Origin of the sequence: Streptococcus salivarius (assembly GCF_000785515.1) — a bacterium.
Classification (GTDB): Bacteria; Bacillota; Bacilli; order Lactobacillales; family Streptococcaceae; genus Streptococcus; species Streptococcus salivarius.
On record NZ_CP009913.1, the window covers coordinates 70,001 to 86,144 of the forward strand.

Consider the following 16,144-nt stretch of genomic DNA (forward strand, 5'->3'; position numbering starts at 1 on the left):
TTCTTCTATACTCCAAAATTTGATATTAGGCTTCCTAATTGGTAATTTTCTCAGATTCTCAACAGGATTTTTATCAATAAGGGATTTTCTTATACCAGTGTCAAAAATTTTTTTAAGTAGAATTAGAACTTTATTAATTGTATTATAACTTAAAGTTTCATTTTCATTTTGTTTTTTAGGTTTTGTTTTTAGGTATTCACGAAATTCGAATATATGGTCATACGTTAATTTATTTAAATTTGTATTTTTAAAATATGGTTTAATATGACGCTCATAATTGTTTCTTTGTGTACTTGTATAGCTTATTTTTCTGCCATTTTTCAAATCGTCTTCTTCAAGCAACTGGAATAACATATCTGTTGTTACTACAAAGTCAAATTGTTTTTCTTTTAATTCTACAACTCGAATATGTTGTTCTAGTTCTAGTGCTTCCTTTTTAGATTTTAATCCTTTTCGAATGATACGTATTCTTTTTTGTGTGACTGGGTGGAAACCATTAGAAACATCAACGGTCCATTTACCACTTTTAGTTTTACGAATAGTCATTCATTATGCTTCTTTCTGGAGTTCAATTCCTAGTAGTTCTTCAGCGACACTGGCTGGAATTGTACCAATCCGTTTGTTATCGTAGATATTAAAACCACGATTCACTAATAGTAATTTGCCAGTATGGATAATCTTTCTTGCAGTTCCTGGAGCAAATCCAAGTTCGATAAGGTCATCTTTTGTTACAGTTTTAATCATGTGATCTCCTTTTCTGATTAGATTAAGTAAGGGGAGGATTAACTCCCCTTGTCTAATACTTATTTTTGTTTTACATCTACTAAATGGATAGCATCCGCCTTGTAATACATTGTCGAACTAATCATAGTAGCTTGTAAATTGTCAAATGTTACTGGTACTTCATCCATTGCTTGGATATAGTCATTATCAACTAATGCTTCTGGATTGTCTACAGAGACTTGGGTTGATTTCTTTTTGAATTGTCCATCCTTGATTGTTACATTGTATTTCCAACCAATGATTTTATCGGTATTAAAACGTCTTTCGCTACCATCTCGGTTTTTGATAATTTCTCCGTTTGCATCTGCTCGGACTTCTGTTTCAAATTTTGGAATAACTTCATCCAATTCAAATTTTGTTCCAATGTTATTAAAATTCCAGTCATTTTGTGAAAGCATTTTAGCCATAGTTAATTTCTCCTTTTGATATTTTCTTTGATTGTAGGGATTAAATCCTCTCTTTTAAAGAGAATTGCCCTTTCTATTAATCCACTTGCTAAATCTGGTGGATATTCCATATTGTTGAGTGCGAGATAGTTAGATTTCTCATACTCATGCAGTAAATTATTGTCGTATAGAAATTTATACGCTTTTAGAATAGCCCCTGAACCTTTATAGGTAAACCATTCTAATTTTTGTTCTAGTTCTGTTTTTGATTTTGAAATAATGATAGAGACAGGTTTTGAGTGACCTAAAAACTTTTCCCAAGATCTCAAAGGTTTTGAGAAATGGCTATCACTATAGAATCTCACTTTTTCTTTGAGATATCCCTTGGTAAAGTTGAGAAGGTCTATTTCTGAATGCAACCATTCTTGAATGAAGTAGTGAGCTTTTTCTTTCCTAAGTTCTAACTCAGTTCTTATCCAATTTTCTATAAAATGCTTGCTGATACCGAGCTTCTCAGCTCGTTCTAAACGTTTATCGTAAATTCTAAGTCTTTCATCATCATTGGGTTTTCTCAAATATAAGGTCTGGCCGATTGTTTCATCTCCGTAGGTATTGTAGTAGGTGCTTTTTCCATATAGAAAGCGTTTCTTCTGACAAATCTTTAGAAGCTGATTAGGAGTGAAATAGGGTGTTTCATTAAAATCATCTATTGCAATATCAATTCGTCTTACTGAAAATTGATTGTAATTGTAGTAGAGGTTATTCAGAAACTGTCTTTCGGACAGACTATTTGGATCTAATACCATATCTCTATAGAACTCGAGTGCCTGTCCTGACATGACAAGCATGTAGGACGACTCTTTCGCTCCATAGTAAATACGGATATTCCCATAATGAAGCTGGCTATCATAGTTATAGTATTTAAGGCTCCCTTTATTCTCAATAAATAGGTCAGAGTCAAGAAATAGGATGTCTTCGATTATTTCTCTTGGCGAAAATTCAGTCTTATCAAACTGAATTTGAATCCAGTCAAATACAGAACGTAAATGTTCATTTTTTGCCATAGATTTTGATTCAACTTTTTGCCTAATTTTGCCACCCATAAAATCTCTAAAACCCTTGATAATACTGAATTCTTTCGATGATACACCTAACTTGCAGAGGGTGGTGTTACTACACACCCTATCGGTCAAAAATGGTCCGTCCGCATCTACGCTCATTTTCGGCTTTCTGCCTCATGGCTCAGCCGAAAACTCGCTATTAGCCGAACCTATTTTTTGACCTCTTGTTAACAAACCCTAGTAAGCCGGTTTGCATCGACTCTTCAATATCTTGGATTTTCTTTTTTAGGTTGGAATTCTCAATTTTTATCAGTCGCATTTCTCGCTTAAATTCCTGTTTTAAGGCGCTCAGTTCATCGTAGAGCTCATCTATTACTTGGTTTAGGGATTCATGCTCATTGTCTGCTAGACTCCCAAATACGGCTTGTATAGCCTCTTTTAGACCTATTTCAAGTTTTAGTTTAGCTAACTTTTGAAATTGTCTAAGGTCTTCGTCTGTAAAATCATAGGCAACTGTATAACTTAATTGATGAGTTCTGGGATTTCTACTGATAGGAACTTTAATTTTCTTAAATTCCTTGCCACTTATCTCTTTAATCAGTTGAATCCAATTTTTAAGAGTAGAGGTAGAGTTTAGGCCAGAAATTTGATTGACTAACTCTTTATTGGTCATCTTTTTGTGAAACCTCCGAAATTTTCTTGTGCAACTGAAGAGTTTTCTGTGGTATAATTGTTACATAATATGTTTTGATCTTGGAACGAACGGCACATTTGTTTCAAGATTTTTTATTTTGTCGAATCTTACCTCCTTTATTAAAATTTTTTAAATCGACTACTAGTTACATACGCTTTTACCTCCTTTTATGCTATAATATTCTCAATGGAATATTCAATCTCAAAATAAATATTCCTTATGGAATAATTCCATTTTATACCGTTTAGAATATTTTGTCAAGACAAAATATACAGAATCGAATATTAAAGAGGAAACAATGTTTAATAATAATTCTTTTGGAGATCGTCTTAAGGAACTGAGAAAGGGTAAGAAATTAACTCAGGTACAAGTTTCCGAGATGATTGATGTACAACAAGGTACTTATTCTCGTTGGGAAAACGGAACTTTAGAGCCTAGTTTAGAAGCCGTTGTCAAATTAGCAAAATTATTTGATACCACGACAGATTATTTATTAGGAAAAACGATTTACATTACTCTAGATGTTGTCCCACATCCAATCACTAGAATTGATTTGAAGAAGCTAAAAGAGTTTAATAAAACTGAACTAGATGATCTGAAATTTGCAATTGTCATGAATGGAATTAAAAACCATTCTACTCTACCTAAGTATTTGGATGAGCTAGTCTCTGAAAATAATTTAGATGAAGAAGAGCAAGAAATATTGCAGACTCTTTTTAAAGAGGTTTCTGATTATTTTAATGCAGATTGATGGTTTGTTATATTTTTAGTTTCACTTATGGAACTATGTTAGTCTAAGTTGCTAGTATTTTAAAAAGACAAGGTGCTTCATCCTTGTCTTTTTCATTTTAGTATTGCTTTTGTTTCAATGTCAATAAGTGTGTTCTTTTTGAATCAGTAACTATTTCAATTTATCTATCTCGAAATATATAAAATCCCTTTGTAATACTATAAAAAATAACTAACAAAGAAATAACTATAAGACTCGGTTGCCAAAAACCCGATATATCTACTACATTTTGGCCTAAAAGTTGGCCAATAAAGCTAACTAAAATTAAAATAATTAAATTGAAAATTACTGATACTAATAAAATTAACACCGAATGTATTATTGCCTCGCCTATACGTATTTTAAAAAGTTGTGATCTTGACACTCCCAGTGTCTTTAACTGTTTAATGTCTTCAATATCTTTATTAGAAGATAAAATTGTAAGAGAAATAGAACTAGTAATAATCAGAATAATTGGAGCAGACAGATAAGCAATAAAGGAAGCTCTTGCTTCGAGTACACCGTTTGCTTTATTCATGAATGAATACATATTTTGGGTGTAAAGAATAAACCCAGAAATGAGAGTTACTCCCATGCTCATTGAAGTTTGTATACTTTTCAAATAACTAGGATTGGATAGTAGATTCCAAAAGCCTGTATTGATTACATAATTTTCAGTTGGAAATATCCTCATTAAAAATTTTATTAGAAACACTTGAATTGATGGAGATAGTGATTGAATAATAAGGATGTGAATAATTAATAAAAATAATATTATGCTTGACTGTGTTGAAATTATTTCTTTATTTCTGCTAAAACTTGCTGAAACAATCAAACCTATACATAGTAACCATAGGATTAAACGAACAGAGATGTTAACAAAACCAGTTACTGTAACTTTTCTTTTTTTCTTTTTTGGTTTTAATATTGATGATATTTTAAGTATACGACTTGAATAAAAGTAAGCCCCTATCCCGACAATTGTTGGGACTATGAAAACACTCAATAAAATTGATTGAATGTTGGCTGTAATAACTAAATCAGGTAACTCATCTCTTCCTAATAAATTTTGTAAAAATTTGTAGTAACTATCCGCCATGATAAATGAAAGTATTGTACCAATACTACTAACAATCACTGCCATTAAATAAAACTGTCCAGATACTAATAAAGATAGCTGAGTTCTGCTTGCGCCTAGGGTAGCCCATAATTGGTAATCCTTTTTAAAGATATCTATTAGCAGTCTTATATTATTTGAAATAAGGAAAAATAGAGTAGTCCCGCCAAAAACTATTAGCATTTGAAAAAGTTGTGAAGCGTTAATATTAGCAGTCTTTATTGCACTAGCAATACCAAATAAAGATGTTCCAACAATCAGGCTAGATACAAATAGTAATGGTATTGTTCCTAACCATTGTCTTTTTGAGTACTGAAATTGGTAAATGATTAATTTTAGCATAATAAATCCTCCTCAAATTAATCTTTACTAGTTTCAAGTGCTTGGTAGAGCTCATCAGCTGAAGGTTTAATAATTTGTCGAGATATTTTTCCGTCTTTTAAAATGAGTGCTCTGTCAGTTTTTGAAGCCAACTCAATATCATGAGTGACCATAAGAACACATTTTCCTTGACTCGCTAAATTACGAAGTGTTTCAAAAATAAGTTTTCTTGAGACGCTGTCCAGAGCTCCTGTTGGCTCATCAGCAAAAATAATTTTACTATCAGCTATTATTGCACGAGTAATAGCCACTTTTTGCTGTTCTCCACCTGATAAGGTAGCAACTAATGATGATAGTTCTGCTTTAAAATTCAAACTATCCAACATTTTTTTAACTTTATTGCTATCAACACTCTTTCCTGAAAGTCTCAGAGGAAGTGTAACATTTTCTAGAACAGGTAGAGCGGGTACCAGATTATAATTTTGAAAAATAATTGCAATATCTTGCCTTCTAAATTTAGCAAGTTTCCCTTCTTTTAAAGTGTATGGATTCACACCATTGATAACAACTTCGCCACTTGTTGGTTCAGATAAACTTGATAAACAACTTAATAAAGTAGACTTTCCAGAACCACTGACACCAAGGATTGATACAAATTCCCCATAATTGACAGATAAAGAAACATCTTTCAAAATAGAGACAGTTTTATCTTGTCCTAGTAAAAATTCTTTTGAAAGATTTGAGACTTTAACAGCTACATTATTAACCATAATAAATCCTCCTGATTCCAGTGTCATCTTTGATTTAATTATATAAATTGGAATTCTATTAATATCAAGTAAGTAACTTATGAAACGTATTTTTAATGGATAAAATTTCTTTTTTATCTGGATCTCGAATAAAGGCCTTTAGCGAACTAAGGATTTTTTCTATTACTATAATAGTATCATAAACGAGGCTCAGTTGAAAGCGTAATCACAACTCTATTAAGAGGTACAGCTATTCTATACAAAATTTAAACATAAAACTTAGGTATACTTAATAAATGAGAATTAAAGTTAGCTATAACGAAGATAGTAGCATATGTAAAAACTTTTTGATACAATAGAGTTACCAAAAAGTTACAAAAATTTGAAAAATGAGTCTATTTTGCAAGATTCAAAAGTCCTAAAACGCTATTAAATCAAGGTTGTAAGATTTAAATAATGTAGTGATGTAACTCAAAATCCAGTGTCCGCAAGGACGTGCCGGTTCGACCCCGGCCGCCGGTATAAGTTACACTCCTTAAGGAGTGTTTTTTTGTCTATAGGAGTTTATTTTTTATGTCTGATAAATTTCAGCTTCTCTTAAAACAAATTCGTTTTCCTGAGGATCACGATGCTTTTAAAGAAATTAAAGATGGTTCTATCGAAACAGTAAAGCTATTTAAATCAAAACGCCAATGGTTCTTTGTTTTTTCTTTTCCTAGTGTTCTGTCTTATGAGTCTTTTGCTCTTTTTGATAGTTTACTTCACTCTTCTTTTAATTCTTTAGGTGCTAAAGCTTCTTTTGAGATTCGTTTAGTTTCTACTGCTTGCGATGATTCTTTACTTGGAGATTATTTTTCATATGCTTTAGATAGTTTAAAAGTGTCACACTTTTCTACTTATTCTTTATTCTCAAATCTAAAGGTTGAGATTTCGAATAATAGTATTTTTGTTAAAGCTCCAGAGCATATTATAAAGGAAAATGTACAGGATAGATTTATTTCTTTGATATCTAAATCTCTTTCTCAAGTTGGTTTATCTGATGTATCCATTTCTGTTGTCGAAGATAAGGAAGCTTCATCTTCTTTAGAAGAGGCTTACCAAACAAATAAGGTTTCTTTACAAGAACAAGCCGAGTCTCAAGCAAGACAAGCGCTTCAATCTATTCTTGAAAGTGCCCCAGCACCGAAACCTGTGACCGAACCATCACAAAATTTTGCTGAGAAACAAAGTCAACGTCAAGCTAGTTTTGATAAGGCTGAAATAACGCCAATGGTTGATATTAATTCTGAAGAAAATCGTGTTGTTTTTGAAGGATATATTTTTGATGTAGAGCAACGTGAAACAAAGACGGGTAGAATTATTATTAATTTTAAGGTAACTGATTATACCTCTAGTTTTGCTATGCAACGATGGGTCAAAGATAGTGATGAGCTCGCTAAGTTCGATATGATAAAAAAGGGGAACTGGGTTAGGGTTCGTGGCCGTATCGAGAATAATCCTTTCACTCATAGTCTGACTATGAATGTGCAAGATATTAAAGAGATTTCTCATACTCCTCGTAAGGATTTGATGCCTGAGGGACAAAAGCGTGTGGAATTTCATGCGCATACCAACATGTCGACTATGGATGCAATGCCAACTGTTGAAAATCTTATTGATACAGCGGCTTCTTGGGGACATCCAGCAGTTGCCATTACTGACCATGCTAATGTTCAGAGTTTTCCTCATGGCTACCATAGGGCTAAGAAAGCTGGGATTAAGGCTATTTTTGGTCTTGAAGCCAATCTTGTTGAGGATAAAGTTCCTATTGTTTATAATTCCCAGAATTTGGAATTAAAAGAAGCAACTTATGTTGTATTTGACGTTGAGACAACGGGCTTGTCTGCTGTTCATAATGATTTGATTCAGATTGCGGCATCAAAAATGCATAAAGGTAATATTATTGAGCAATTTGATGAATTCATAGATCCAGGACATCCTCTTTCTGCATTTACTACTGAGTTGACCGGTATTACTGATAATCATGTTAAAGGTGCTAAACCTTTAGTGCAAGTTTTACAGGAATTTCAAGAATTCTGTCAAGGAACTGTGCTAGTGGCCCATAATGCGACCTTTGACGTTGGTTTTATGAATGCCAATTACGAAAGACATCAGTTACCAACAATTTCACAACCGGTTATTGATACTTTAGAATTTGCACGAAATCTTTATCCTGAGTATAAGCGTCATGGTTTGGGGCCTTTGACGAAGCGGTTTGGTGTGGCTTTGGATCATCACCATATGGCCAATTATGATGCGGAAGCTACTGGTCGTTTGTTGTTTATCTTCATAAAAGATGTGTTTGATAAGCACGGTTTGACTAATCTGGAACAGTTGAATACGGATTTGGTTTCCGAAGATTCGTATAAAAAGTCTCGTGTCAAACATGCGACGCTGTATGTTCAGAATCAAACTGGCTTGAAGAATATCTTTAAGTTGGTAAGTTTATCAAATGTCTCATACTTTGAGGGAGTAGCACGTATTCCTCGTACGGTCTTAGATGAGTATCGTGAGGGAATCATTGTAGGTTCTGCTTGTGCTGATGGTGAGGTTTTTGATACGCTTCTGTCTCACGGTATTGACAAGGCGGTTGAAGTTGCTAAATATTATGACTTTATTGAAGTTATGCCACCGGCAATTTATGCGCCCTTGATTGCAAAGGATTTAATCAAGGATGAGGCGGCTATAGAACAACTGATTCGGGATTTAATTGAAGTCGCTAATCGTCTGGACAAACCTGTGCTGGCTACAGGAAATGTACACTATATCAACCCTGAGGATGCCATTTATCGTGAAATCATTGTTCGTGCTTTGGGACAAGGAGCCATGATTAATAGGCCAATTGGTAAGGGAGAAAATGCGAAACCTGCTCCTTTACCTGAAGCTCATTTTAGGACAACTAACGAGATGCTAGACGACTTTGCCTTTTTAGGAAAAGACTTAGCCTATGAAATTGTTGTAACTAATACGCAGGCTATGGCAGATCAAATTGAAGAGGTTGAGGTTGTCAAAAAAGACTTGTACACACCTTTCATTGATCGTGCGGAAGAACAGGTTGCGGAGATGACATATGCTAGAGCGTTTGAGCTCTATGGTAATCCTTTGCCTGATATTATTGACCTGCGAATTGAGAAAGAGTTGTCTTCAATTCTTGGTAATGGTTTTGCCGTAATCTACCTGGCTTCGCAGATGCTAGTTAACCGTTCAAATGAACGTGGCTACCTAGTTGGTTCGCGTGGATCTGTCGGTTCTAGTTTTGTTGCGACGATGATTGGAATTACTGAGGTCAATCCGATGCCGCCACATTATCTCTGTCCTAATTGTCAACACTCAGAGTTCATTACAGATGGATCTTATGGATCTGGCTTCGATTTGCCTGATAAGGAATGTTCAGAATGTGGAACGGAATATAAAAAAGATGGTCAGGATATTCCTTTCGAGACCTTCCTAGGTTTTGATGGGGATAAGGTTCCTGATATCGATTTGAACTTCTCCGGTGATGATCAACCATCAGCCCACTTGGACGTTCGTGATATTTTTGGAGAGCAATATGCTTTTCGTGCCGGAACAGTAGGAACTGTTGCAGATCGGACGGCTTATGGTTTTGTTAAAGGTTACGAACGTGATTACAATAAGTTTTACCGTGATGCCGAGGTCGATCGTTTAGCCATGGGGGCTGCGGGTGTTAAGCGAAACACAGGTCAGCACCCGGGTGGTATTGTTGTTATTCCAAATTATATGGATGTCTATGATTTCACACCTGTTCAATATCCGGCAGATGATGTAACGGCTGCCTGGCAGACGACTCACTTTAACTTCCACGATATTGATGAGAACGTGTTGAAGCTTGATATTCTGGGACATGATGATCCGACTATGATTCGTAAGTTGCAGGATTTATCAGGAATCGATCCAAAAGATATTCGAGCAGATGATCCAGATGTAATGAAACTTTTTTCAGGGACTGATATTTTAGGGGTAACACCTGAACAGATTGGGACACCAACGGGAATGTTGGGAATCCCTGAGTTTGGGACTAACTTTGTTCGTGGTATGGTCGACGAGACGCATCCGACGACCTTTGCGGAACTCTTACAGTTATCTGGTTTGTCCCACGGAACAGACGTTTGGTTAGGTAATGCACAAGATTTGATTAAGGAAGGTATCGCCACTCTGAAAACAGTTATCGGTTGTCGTGATGATATCATGGTATACCTAATGCATGCGGGATTAGATCCTAAGATGGCCTTCACAATCATGGAACGTGTGCGTAAGGGGATGTGGTTGAAGATTTCCGAAGAAGAGCGTAATTGCTATATTCAAGCTATGCGTGAAAATAATGTTCCAGACTGGTACATTGAATCTTGTGGTAAAATCAAGTACATGTTCCCTAAAGCCCATGCGGCAGCCTACGTTATGATGGCCCTACGTGTAGCTTATTTCAAAGTGCACCATCCTATTTATTACTATTGTGCCTACTTCTCGATTCGAGCTAAAGCATTTGAGCTTAAGACGATGTCTGCGGGTCTTGATGCTGTTAAAGCTCGAATGGAAGATATTAAGGAGAAGCGCCAACGAAATGAAGCGACTAATGTTGAAAATGACTTATTTACGACGCTTGAAATTGTCAATGAAATGTTAGAACGTGGCTTTACCTTTGGTCAGTTGGATCTTTATAAGAGTCAGGCAACTGAATTTTTGATTGAAGGAGATACCTTGATTCCACCGTTTATTGCACTTGAAGGTTTGGGTGAGAATGTTGCTAAGCAAGTGGTTGCTGCGCGTGAAGAAGGGGAGTTCCTTTCCAAGACAGAATTGCGTAAACGAGGAGGCCTATCATCAACCTTGGTTGAAAAATTGGATGAAATGGGAATCCTAGGAAATATGCCAGAAGATAATCAATTAAGTCTTTTTGATGATTTCTTTTAATGGCTGAAGAGAATTGTCATCAACTTTGAGAGAATGGAGTCAGTCTCCGTTCTCTTTTTGTTTAGGGGGCTGCATGTGATGCTAAAAAGCCAAAGCTGAGAGGAAACCTTTTTCTTCGTCTTATGGTATACTGATAGAAAATTATAGTTTCAAGGAGTTAATCATGGTTTTACCAAATTTTAAAGAAAATCTTGAGAAATATGCTAAATTACTGGTTGCTAATGGGATTAATGTGCAACCTGGTCATACAGTGGCCTTGAGCATTGATGTAGAACAAGCAGAGCTAGCACACCTCTTAGTTAAAGAAGCCTATGCTTTAGGAGCAGCTGAGGTAATCGTTCAATGGTCAGATGATATTATTAATCGCGAGCGCTTCTTGCATGCTGATATGGACCGCATCGAAGAGGTTCCTGCCTATAAAAAAGCTGAGATGGAATATTTGTTGGCCAAGAAGGCAAGTCGCTTAGGTGTTCGTTCATCAGATCCAGGTGCCCTTAATGGTGTAGCTCCTGAACGTTTATCTGCTCATGCTAAAGCTACTGGAGTGGCTTTTAAACCTATGCAGGTGGTAACTCAGTCTAATAAGGTTAGTTGGACTGTAGCTGCTGCAGCTGGTAAGGAATGGGCTAAGAAGGTCTTTCCCGATGCTTCGAGTGATGAGGAAGCTGTAGATTTACTTTGGGACCAAATTTTCAAGACTTGTCGTGTCTATGAAGAGGACCCTGTACGTGCTTGGAAGGAACATGCTGACCGCTTGGATGCTAAAGCACGCCTACTCAATGAAGCACAATTCTCAGCCTTACACTACCAAGCACCTGGAACAGATTTGACTCTAGGATTGCCTAAAAACCATGTTTGGGAGTCTGCAGGTGCCATTAATGCGCAAGGTGAAGGTTTCCTTCCTAATATGCCAACAGAAGAGGTCTTTACGGCACCAGATTTTCGTCGTGCAGATGGTTATGTCTCAAGCACAAAGCCTCTAAGCTACAATGGTAATATTATTGAGGGAATCAAGGTAACCTTCAAAGATGGTGAAATTGTAGATATCACAGCGGACCAAGGTGATGAAGTGATGAAGAATCTCGTCTTCAACAATAATGGGGCGCGTGCTCTAGGTGAATGTGCTTTGGTACCAGATCCAAGTCCTATTTCACAGTCAGGTATCACTTTCTTTAACACTCTTTTTGATGAGAATGCATCCAACCACCTAGCTATTGGAGCAGCCTATGCTACCAGTGTTAAGGGAGGGGCAGACATGACAGAAGAGGAGCTTAAGGAAGCTGGTCTTAATCGTTCTGATGTACACGTAGACTTTATGATTGGTTCAAATCAAATGGATATTGATGGTATCCGCCAAGATGGTAGTCGTGTACCGATCTTCCGAAATGGGGATTGGGTAATCTAAGTATGATGGAGAATTTATCATGATTGGAAGTATGATAGTTGGTTTTCTAATTGGCCTTATTGCCTCTGCTATATCAAATAGGGGTGAACATATGGGCTGTATTGGTAAGACCTTTGTTGGATGGCTAGGTGCTTTTGTTGGTCAGCTTCTTTTTGGAAATTGGGGACCGATGCTAGCAGATACTGCTATCGTTCCTTCAGTACTAGGTGCTGTTATCTTATTAGCCCTTTTTTGGAATCGTAATAGTTAGAAATGAAAGAGTTCTGAGGTATTGGTTAGATATCTAAGGACTCTTTTTTCTTATTTTTTCATTTTCATATACCACTTTTAGAAAAACTGTGGTAGAGTAATAAAAACAGCATCTATTTGGAAAGGACTAGAAATGAGTGACTTAGATAAAAACATGGCTGTAAAAAGTATGGTAGTTATGCGTAAGGCTTTTCGTACCATCGATGCCAAGGTTTCTGAGACCTTTAAAGAATTTAATTTGACACCAACTCAATTTGGAGTCATGGACGTGCTTAATGCCAAAGGACGTATGAAGATTGGCGAATTAATTGACCGCATGCTTGCCACCTCCGGGAATATGACTGTTGTCATTAAAAATATGGAGAAAAAAGGTTGGTTGACGCGAGAAGCCTGCCAAACAGATAAGCGTGCTTTCGAGGTTGATTTGACGGATGAGGGCCGTCGTATTATTCAAGCAGCAATCCCGCCACATCAGCGAGCTATTGAGGAGACTTTTTCCGTTCTGACACCTGAAGAGCAGGCACAGTTGGTAGAGCTCCTGAAAAAATTTAAGAATGTCTGAGCATATTTCTTTATATTTCTAATGGAATTATATATATTACTATGTAGTAGTAAATATTAATTATTAGAAATACAAAGGAAACGTATTATGAAAAACATTCTATTTATCGTTGGGTCTCTTCGTAAGGGATCATTTAACCACCAACTAGCAGAAGAAGCTGAGAAAATGCTAGCTGGTAAAGCTAATATTTCTTATCTTGACTATAGTCAAGTACCTGTTTTTAATCAGGATTTAGAAAGTCCAGTTCTTCCTGTTTTGGCAGAAGTTCGAGAGCAGGTCTTGGCAGCAGACGCAATTTGGATTTTCTCACCGGTTTATAATTTCTCAATTCCTGGGCCAGTGAAAAATTTGCTTGACTGGTTGAGCCGTGCCCTTGACCTATCAGATCCTTCAGGGCCATCAGCTCTTCAAGATAAGATTGTAACCGTGTCATCAGTTGCTAATGGTGGTCACAATCAACTTTTTGATGCCTACAAAGACTTGTTACCATTTATCCGTACCCAAGTGGTTGGTGATTTTACAGCGACACGTGTAAATGATACAGCCTGGGCAGATGGGAAATTCCTAGCAACTGAAGAAGTTCTTGAAAGCCTTCAGAATCAAGCGGAAGCTTTGATTGAAGCGATTAAATAAGAATAATGAATACCCGAGGTTTCTAGCTTCGGGTATTTTTATATGCAATAATGAAAAAAAGACACCCTAAGGTGTCTTCGTATTATGAAGGCGGTAGACGGATTTGAACCGACGATCAAGCTTTTGCAGAGCCGTGCCTTACCACTTGGCTATACCGCCATAACAGATACCATTCTATCGAAAAAAAAAAGATTCGTCAAGTCTCTTTCATCAAATTGACTGGTTGATTATTCAAACTGCCTATTTACAAGAAACATAAAGAGGTTGAAAGACATTCAACCTCTTCATATTAATTATAACTGTTGAAGATAGATTACTAACACGCAAGTGTTGATTATTGTCTAATCAAGTAATCAAAGGCTCCAATAGCAGCTGTAGCACCAGAACCCATGGAGATAATGATTTGCTTGTAGGCGCTATCTGTACAGTCACCTGCAGCAAAAATACCAGGGATATTTGTTGAACCAAATTTATCAACGATAATTTCTTGGCGCTCATTGAGTTCAATACCACTATCTTTGAGCCAAGCAGTACTTGGTACAAGACCAATTTGAACAAAGACACCTTCAAGATCAAGATGTTTTTCTTCGTTTGTATCACGCTCAACGTAATTCAAACCAGTTACATGATCTTGACCAACAATTTCTTTGGTTGCAACGTTCTTAAGAATGGTGAGATTATCAGTTTTAGCAGCTCGTTCTTGTAAGACTTGATCTGCCTTTAATTCAGGTAAGAACTCTAAGACCGTAACATGTTTAGTAATGCCTGCTAAATCTAAAGCCGCTTCCAAACCTGAGTTACCACCACCGATAACTGCAACATTCTTTCCTTCAAATAGTGGTCCATCACAGTGTGGGCAGTAAGTAACCCCTTTATTGCGGAATTCTTCCTCGCCAGGAACGTTGATATTACGCCATTTGGCTCCGAGAGCTAGGATAGCAGTTTTGGATTTTAAAACGGCACCGTTAGCCAATGTCACTTCAATAAGTTCTTTCTTTTCGATGCCAGTAGCTAATTGACTTTTGATGATATCAACATCATAAGATTTCGTATGCTCTTCAACTTGGGCCATTAACTTAGGACCTTCTGTATATAGCGTACCAATCATATTCTCAATGCCGACTGTCTCGATAACTTGTCCACCAAAGGTTTCTGCTAAAAGACCAGTTTTTAAACCTTTACGGGCAGCATAGATGGCAGCACTGTTTCCAGCAGGACCACCACCAATAACCAAAACATCATAGACACCTTTATCAGCGAAAGCATCAGCATCAAGTGGTCCGTCCAATTTTTCTACAAGCTGTTCAATGGTTGCACGACCAGATGTAAATTCTTCTTGGTCTTTGTAAACCGTAGGAACAGACATGATACCTTTGGCTTTGACCTCATCCTGATACATACCACCTTCAATCATGGTGTGAGTGATATTTGGGTTCAAAACAGCCATTATATTAAAAGCTTGAACAACGTCCGGACAATTGTGACAAGTTAATGAAACATAAGTCTCTAAATCGATGGGTTTATCAATCTTCTTGATACGTTCGATAGTGTCCTCATCAACTTTAGGTGGACGACCAGAAACTTGCAAGAGAGCTAAAATGAAAGATGTGAATTCGTGGCCCATTGGTAAGCCTGAGAAAATAACACGACTTTTTTGCCCTTTTTGTGCAATACCAAAACTAGGTTGACGTTTTAAATGTGTTGATTCAAGACTAATGCGGTCAGACATAGCGGCAATCTCGTCTAGAAATTCTTTTACTTTTCGAGAATTATCGTCATCCCCTAAGTCTGTTTGTAATACAATATCAGATTCTAGTAAATTTAAATATTGTGCTAATTGCGTCTTGATTTCTTTATCTAAGACCATGGATACCCCCTGGTTGTTAAATTTTACCTACAAGATCTAAGCTAGGAGTAAGTGTTTCAGCTCCTTCTTTCCATTTGGCTGGACAAACTTCACCTGGATGTTGACGAATATATTGAGCAGCACGAACTTTATCAATAAGAGTGCTTGCATCACGTCCGATACCATCAGCGTTAATTTCCATCATTTGGATAACGCCATCTGGATCAATGATGAATGTACCACGTTGTGCGAGACCATCTTGCCCAAGAACATCAAAGCCTTGTGAGATGTGGTGTGAAGGATCTCCAATCATAGGATAAGTAATAGTTCCAACAACATCTGAGTCATCATGCCAAGCTTTGTGAACAAAGTGAGTGTCAGTAGAGACAGAGTAAACCTCTACACCAAGAGATTTAAGAGCTTCATATTGTTCTTGAAGGTCACCGAGTTCAGTTGGGCAGACAAATGAAAAATCTGCAGGGTAGAAGCAGAAAACAGCCCATTTTCCCTTAATATCTTCATCTGTAACAGTAATGAATTCCCCGTTGTGGTAAGCTTGTGCTGAAAATTCAATAATTTCTTTTCCGACTAATGACAAAAT

General features: G+C 36.7%; 15 protein-coding genes and 1 tRNA gene (1 of these 16 only partly in view). 6 read left to right on the forward strand and 10 right to left on the reverse strand.

Annotation, left to right across the window (positions count from 1 at the left end; genetic code table 11):
- The 5 genes in view from SSAL8618_RS00445 to SSAL8618_RS00465 are tightly spaced (at most 59 nt apart) and all read right to left on the reverse strand, a layout consistent with a single transcriptional unit that may run on beyond the window.
- A protein-coding gene (locus SSAL8618_RS00445) for a tyrosine-type recombinase/integrase (protein WP_014621017.1) crosses the window boundary here: on the reverse strand, positions 1–546 show its 5' end (the start). 588 nt of this gene lie to the left of the window's left edge; only the first 546 of its 1,134 coding nucleotides appear in the window; it begins with the start codon at positions 544–546; the stop codon falls past the left edge of the window.
- A 3-nt stretch (positions 547–549) separates the two neighbouring features.
- Positions 550–744, reverse strand: coding sequence for a DUF3173 domain-containing protein (locus SSAL8618_RS00450; protein ID WP_000598356.1), 195 nt, complete (start codon positions 742–744; stop codon positions 550–552).
- Positions 745–803: 59 nt separating this feature from the next.
- Positions 804–1,190 (reverse strand): hypothetical protein, encoded by a 387-nt coding sequence (locus SSAL8618_RS00455; RefSeq protein WP_006595173.1) that lies wholly within the window; start codon positions 1,188–1,190, stop codon positions 804–806.
- A gap of 2 nt (positions 1,191–1,192) precedes the next feature.
- A complete protein-coding gene (locus SSAL8618_RS00460; protein WP_038675027.1) occupies positions 1,193–2,389 on the reverse strand; it encodes a replication initiation factor domain-containing protein in 1,197 nt (398 codons plus the stop codon).
- 40 nt (positions 2,390–2,429) lie between these two features.
- Entirely contained in the window at positions 2,430–2,903 is a 474-nt protein-coding gene (locus tag SSAL8618_RS00465) for a hypothetical protein (RefSeq protein WP_000182279.1), read from the reverse strand.
- Positions 2,904–3,222: 319 nt separating this feature from the next.
- On the opposite strand from SSAL8618_RS00465, the gene SSAL8618_RS00470 reads away from it, so the two are divergent.
- Positions 3,223–3,675: a helix-turn-helix domain-containing protein gene (locus SSAL8618_RS00470; protein ID WP_038675030.1), complete on the forward strand. Its 453-nt coding sequence runs from the start codon at positions 3,223–3,225 to the stop codon at positions 3,673–3,675.
- 160 nt (positions 3,676–3,835) lie between these two features.
- Here SSAL8618_RS00470 and SSAL8618_RS00475 read toward each other — a convergent pair whose 3' ends face one another.
- Both SSAL8618_RS00475 and SSAL8618_RS00480 read right to left on the reverse strand, forming a co-directional pair.
- Positions 3,836–5,152 carry an FtsX-like permease family protein gene (locus SSAL8618_RS00475; protein WP_037599772.1) on the reverse strand — a complete coding sequence of 439 codons (1,317 nt, stop codon included), beginning with the start codon at positions 5,150–5,152 and terminating at the stop codon, positions 3,836–3,838.
- Positions 5,153–5,169: 17 nt separating this feature from the next.
- The gene (locus SSAL8618_RS00480) at positions 5,170–5,901 is read right to left on the reverse strand and encodes an ABC transporter ATP-binding protein (protein ID WP_038675033.1); all 732 of its coding nucleotides are present in this window, start codon (positions 5,899–5,901) and stop codon (positions 5,170–5,172) included.
- A gap of 552 nt (positions 5,902–6,453) precedes the next feature.
- Between SSAL8618_RS00480 and SSAL8618_RS00485 the strand changes: the two genes are divergently transcribed.
- From SSAL8618_RS00485 to SSAL8618_RS00505, 5 genes are all read left to right on the forward strand, one after another.
- Positions 6,454–10,848, forward strand: a complete 4,395-nt coding sequence (locus tag SSAL8618_RS00485; RefSeq protein ID WP_038675035.1) for a PolC-type DNA polymerase III — start codon at positions 6,454–6,456, stop codon at positions 10,846–10,848.
- 163 nt (positions 10,849–11,011) lie between these two features.
- A complete protein-coding gene (locus SSAL8618_RS00490; RefSeq protein ID WP_038675037.1) occupies positions 11,012–12,253 on the forward strand; it encodes an aminopeptidase in 1,242 nt (413 codons plus the stop codon).
- Positions 12,254–12,272: 19 nt separating this feature from the next.
- Positions 12,273–12,503, forward strand: coding sequence for a GlsB/YeaQ/YmgE family stress response membrane protein (locus SSAL8618_RS00495; RefSeq protein ID WP_002886331.1), 231 nt, complete (start codon positions 12,273–12,275; stop codon positions 12,501–12,503).
- A 132-nt stretch (positions 12,504–12,635) separates the two neighbouring features.
- The gene (locus SSAL8618_RS00500; RefSeq protein ID WP_002886332.1) at positions 12,636–13,064 is read left to right on the forward strand and encodes a MarR family winged helix-turn-helix transcriptional regulator; all 429 of its coding nucleotides are present in this window, start codon (positions 12,636–12,638) and stop codon (positions 13,062–13,064) included.
- A gap of 87 nt (positions 13,065–13,151) precedes the next feature.
- Positions 13,152–13,697, forward strand: a complete 546-nt coding sequence (locus SSAL8618_RS00505) for an NAD(P)H-dependent oxidoreductase (protein ID WP_021143435.1) — start codon at positions 13,152–13,154, stop codon at positions 13,695–13,697.
- A gap of 88 nt (positions 13,698–13,785) precedes the next feature.
- Here SSAL8618_RS00505 and SSAL8618_RS00510 read toward each other — a convergent pair.
- The 3 genes from SSAL8618_RS00510 to ahpC form a co-directional block, all read right to left on the reverse strand.
- Positions 13,786–13,856 (reverse strand) — tRNA-Cys (locus SSAL8618_RS00510).
- 175 nt (positions 13,857–14,031) lie between these two features.
- Complete coding sequence (gene ahpF / locus SSAL8618_RS00515; protein WP_038675041.1) at positions 14,032–15,564, reverse strand: alkyl hydroperoxide reductase subunit F; 1,533 nt, start codon at positions 15,562–15,564, stop codon at positions 14,032–14,034.
- 16 nt (positions 15,565–15,580) lie between these two features.
- Complete coding sequence (gene ahpC / locus SSAL8618_RS00520) at positions 15,581–16,141, reverse strand: alkyl hydroperoxide reductase subunit C (protein ID WP_022496765.1); 561 nt, start codon at positions 16,139–16,141, stop codon at positions 15,581–15,583.
- Between the last annotated feature and the right edge of the window lie 3 nt (positions 16,142–16,144).

What these genes read in the sequence shown, in the direction of transcription:
- SSAL8618_RS00450 (WP_000598356.1), bottom strand. Translation starts at nt 744, where the DNA reads ATGATTAAAACTGTAACAAAAGATGACCTTATCGAACTTGGATTTGCT.
- SSAL8618_RS00455 (WP_006595173.1), bottom strand. Translation starts at nt 1,190, where the DNA reads ATGGCTAAAATGCTTTCACAAAATGACTGGAATTTTAATAACATTGGA.
- SSAL8618_RS00460 (WP_038675027.1), bottom strand. Translation starts at nt 2,389, where the DNA reads ATGAGCGTAGATGCGGACGGACCATTTTTGACCGATAGGGTGTGTAGT.
- SSAL8618_RS00465 (WP_000182279.1), bottom strand. Translation starts at nt 2,903, where the DNA reads ATGACCAATAAAGAGTTAGTCAATCAAATTTCTGGCCTAAACTCTACC.
- SSAL8618_RS00470 (WP_038675030.1), top strand. Translation starts at nt 3,223, where the DNA reads ATGTTTAATAATAATTCTTTTGGAGATCGTCTTAAGGAACTGAGAAAG.
- SSAL8618_RS00475 (WP_037599772.1), bottom strand. Translation starts at nt 5,152, where the DNA reads ATGCTAAAATTAATCATTTACCAATTTCAGTACTCAAAAAGACAATGG.
- SSAL8618_RS00480 (WP_038675033.1), bottom strand. Translation starts at nt 5,901, where the DNA reads ATGGTTAATAATGTAGCTGTTAAAGTCTCAAATCTTTCAAAAGAATTT.
- SSAL8618_RS00485 (WP_038675035.1), top strand. Translation starts at nt 6,454, where the DNA reads ATGTCTGATAAATTTCAGCTTCTCTTAAAACAAATTCGTTTTCCTGAG.
- SSAL8618_RS00490 (WP_038675037.1), top strand. Translation starts at nt 11,012, where the DNA reads ATGGTTTTACCAAATTTTAAAGAAAATCTTGAGAAATATGCTAAATTA.
- SSAL8618_RS00495 (WP_002886331.1), top strand. Translation starts at nt 12,273, where the DNA reads ATGATTGGAAGTATGATAGTTGGTTTTCTAATTGGCCTTATTGCCTCT.
- SSAL8618_RS00500 (WP_002886332.1), top strand. Translation starts at nt 12,636, where the DNA reads ATGAGTGACTTAGATAAAAACATGGCTGTAAAAAGTATGGTAGTTATG.
- SSAL8618_RS00505 (WP_021143435.1), top strand. Translation starts at nt 13,152, where the DNA reads ATGAAAAACATTCTATTTATCGTTGGGTCTCTTCGTAAGGGATCATTT.
- ahpF (WP_038675041.1), bottom strand. Translation starts at nt 15,564, where the DNA reads ATGGTCTTAGATAAAGAAATCAAGACGCAATTAGCACAATATTTAAAT.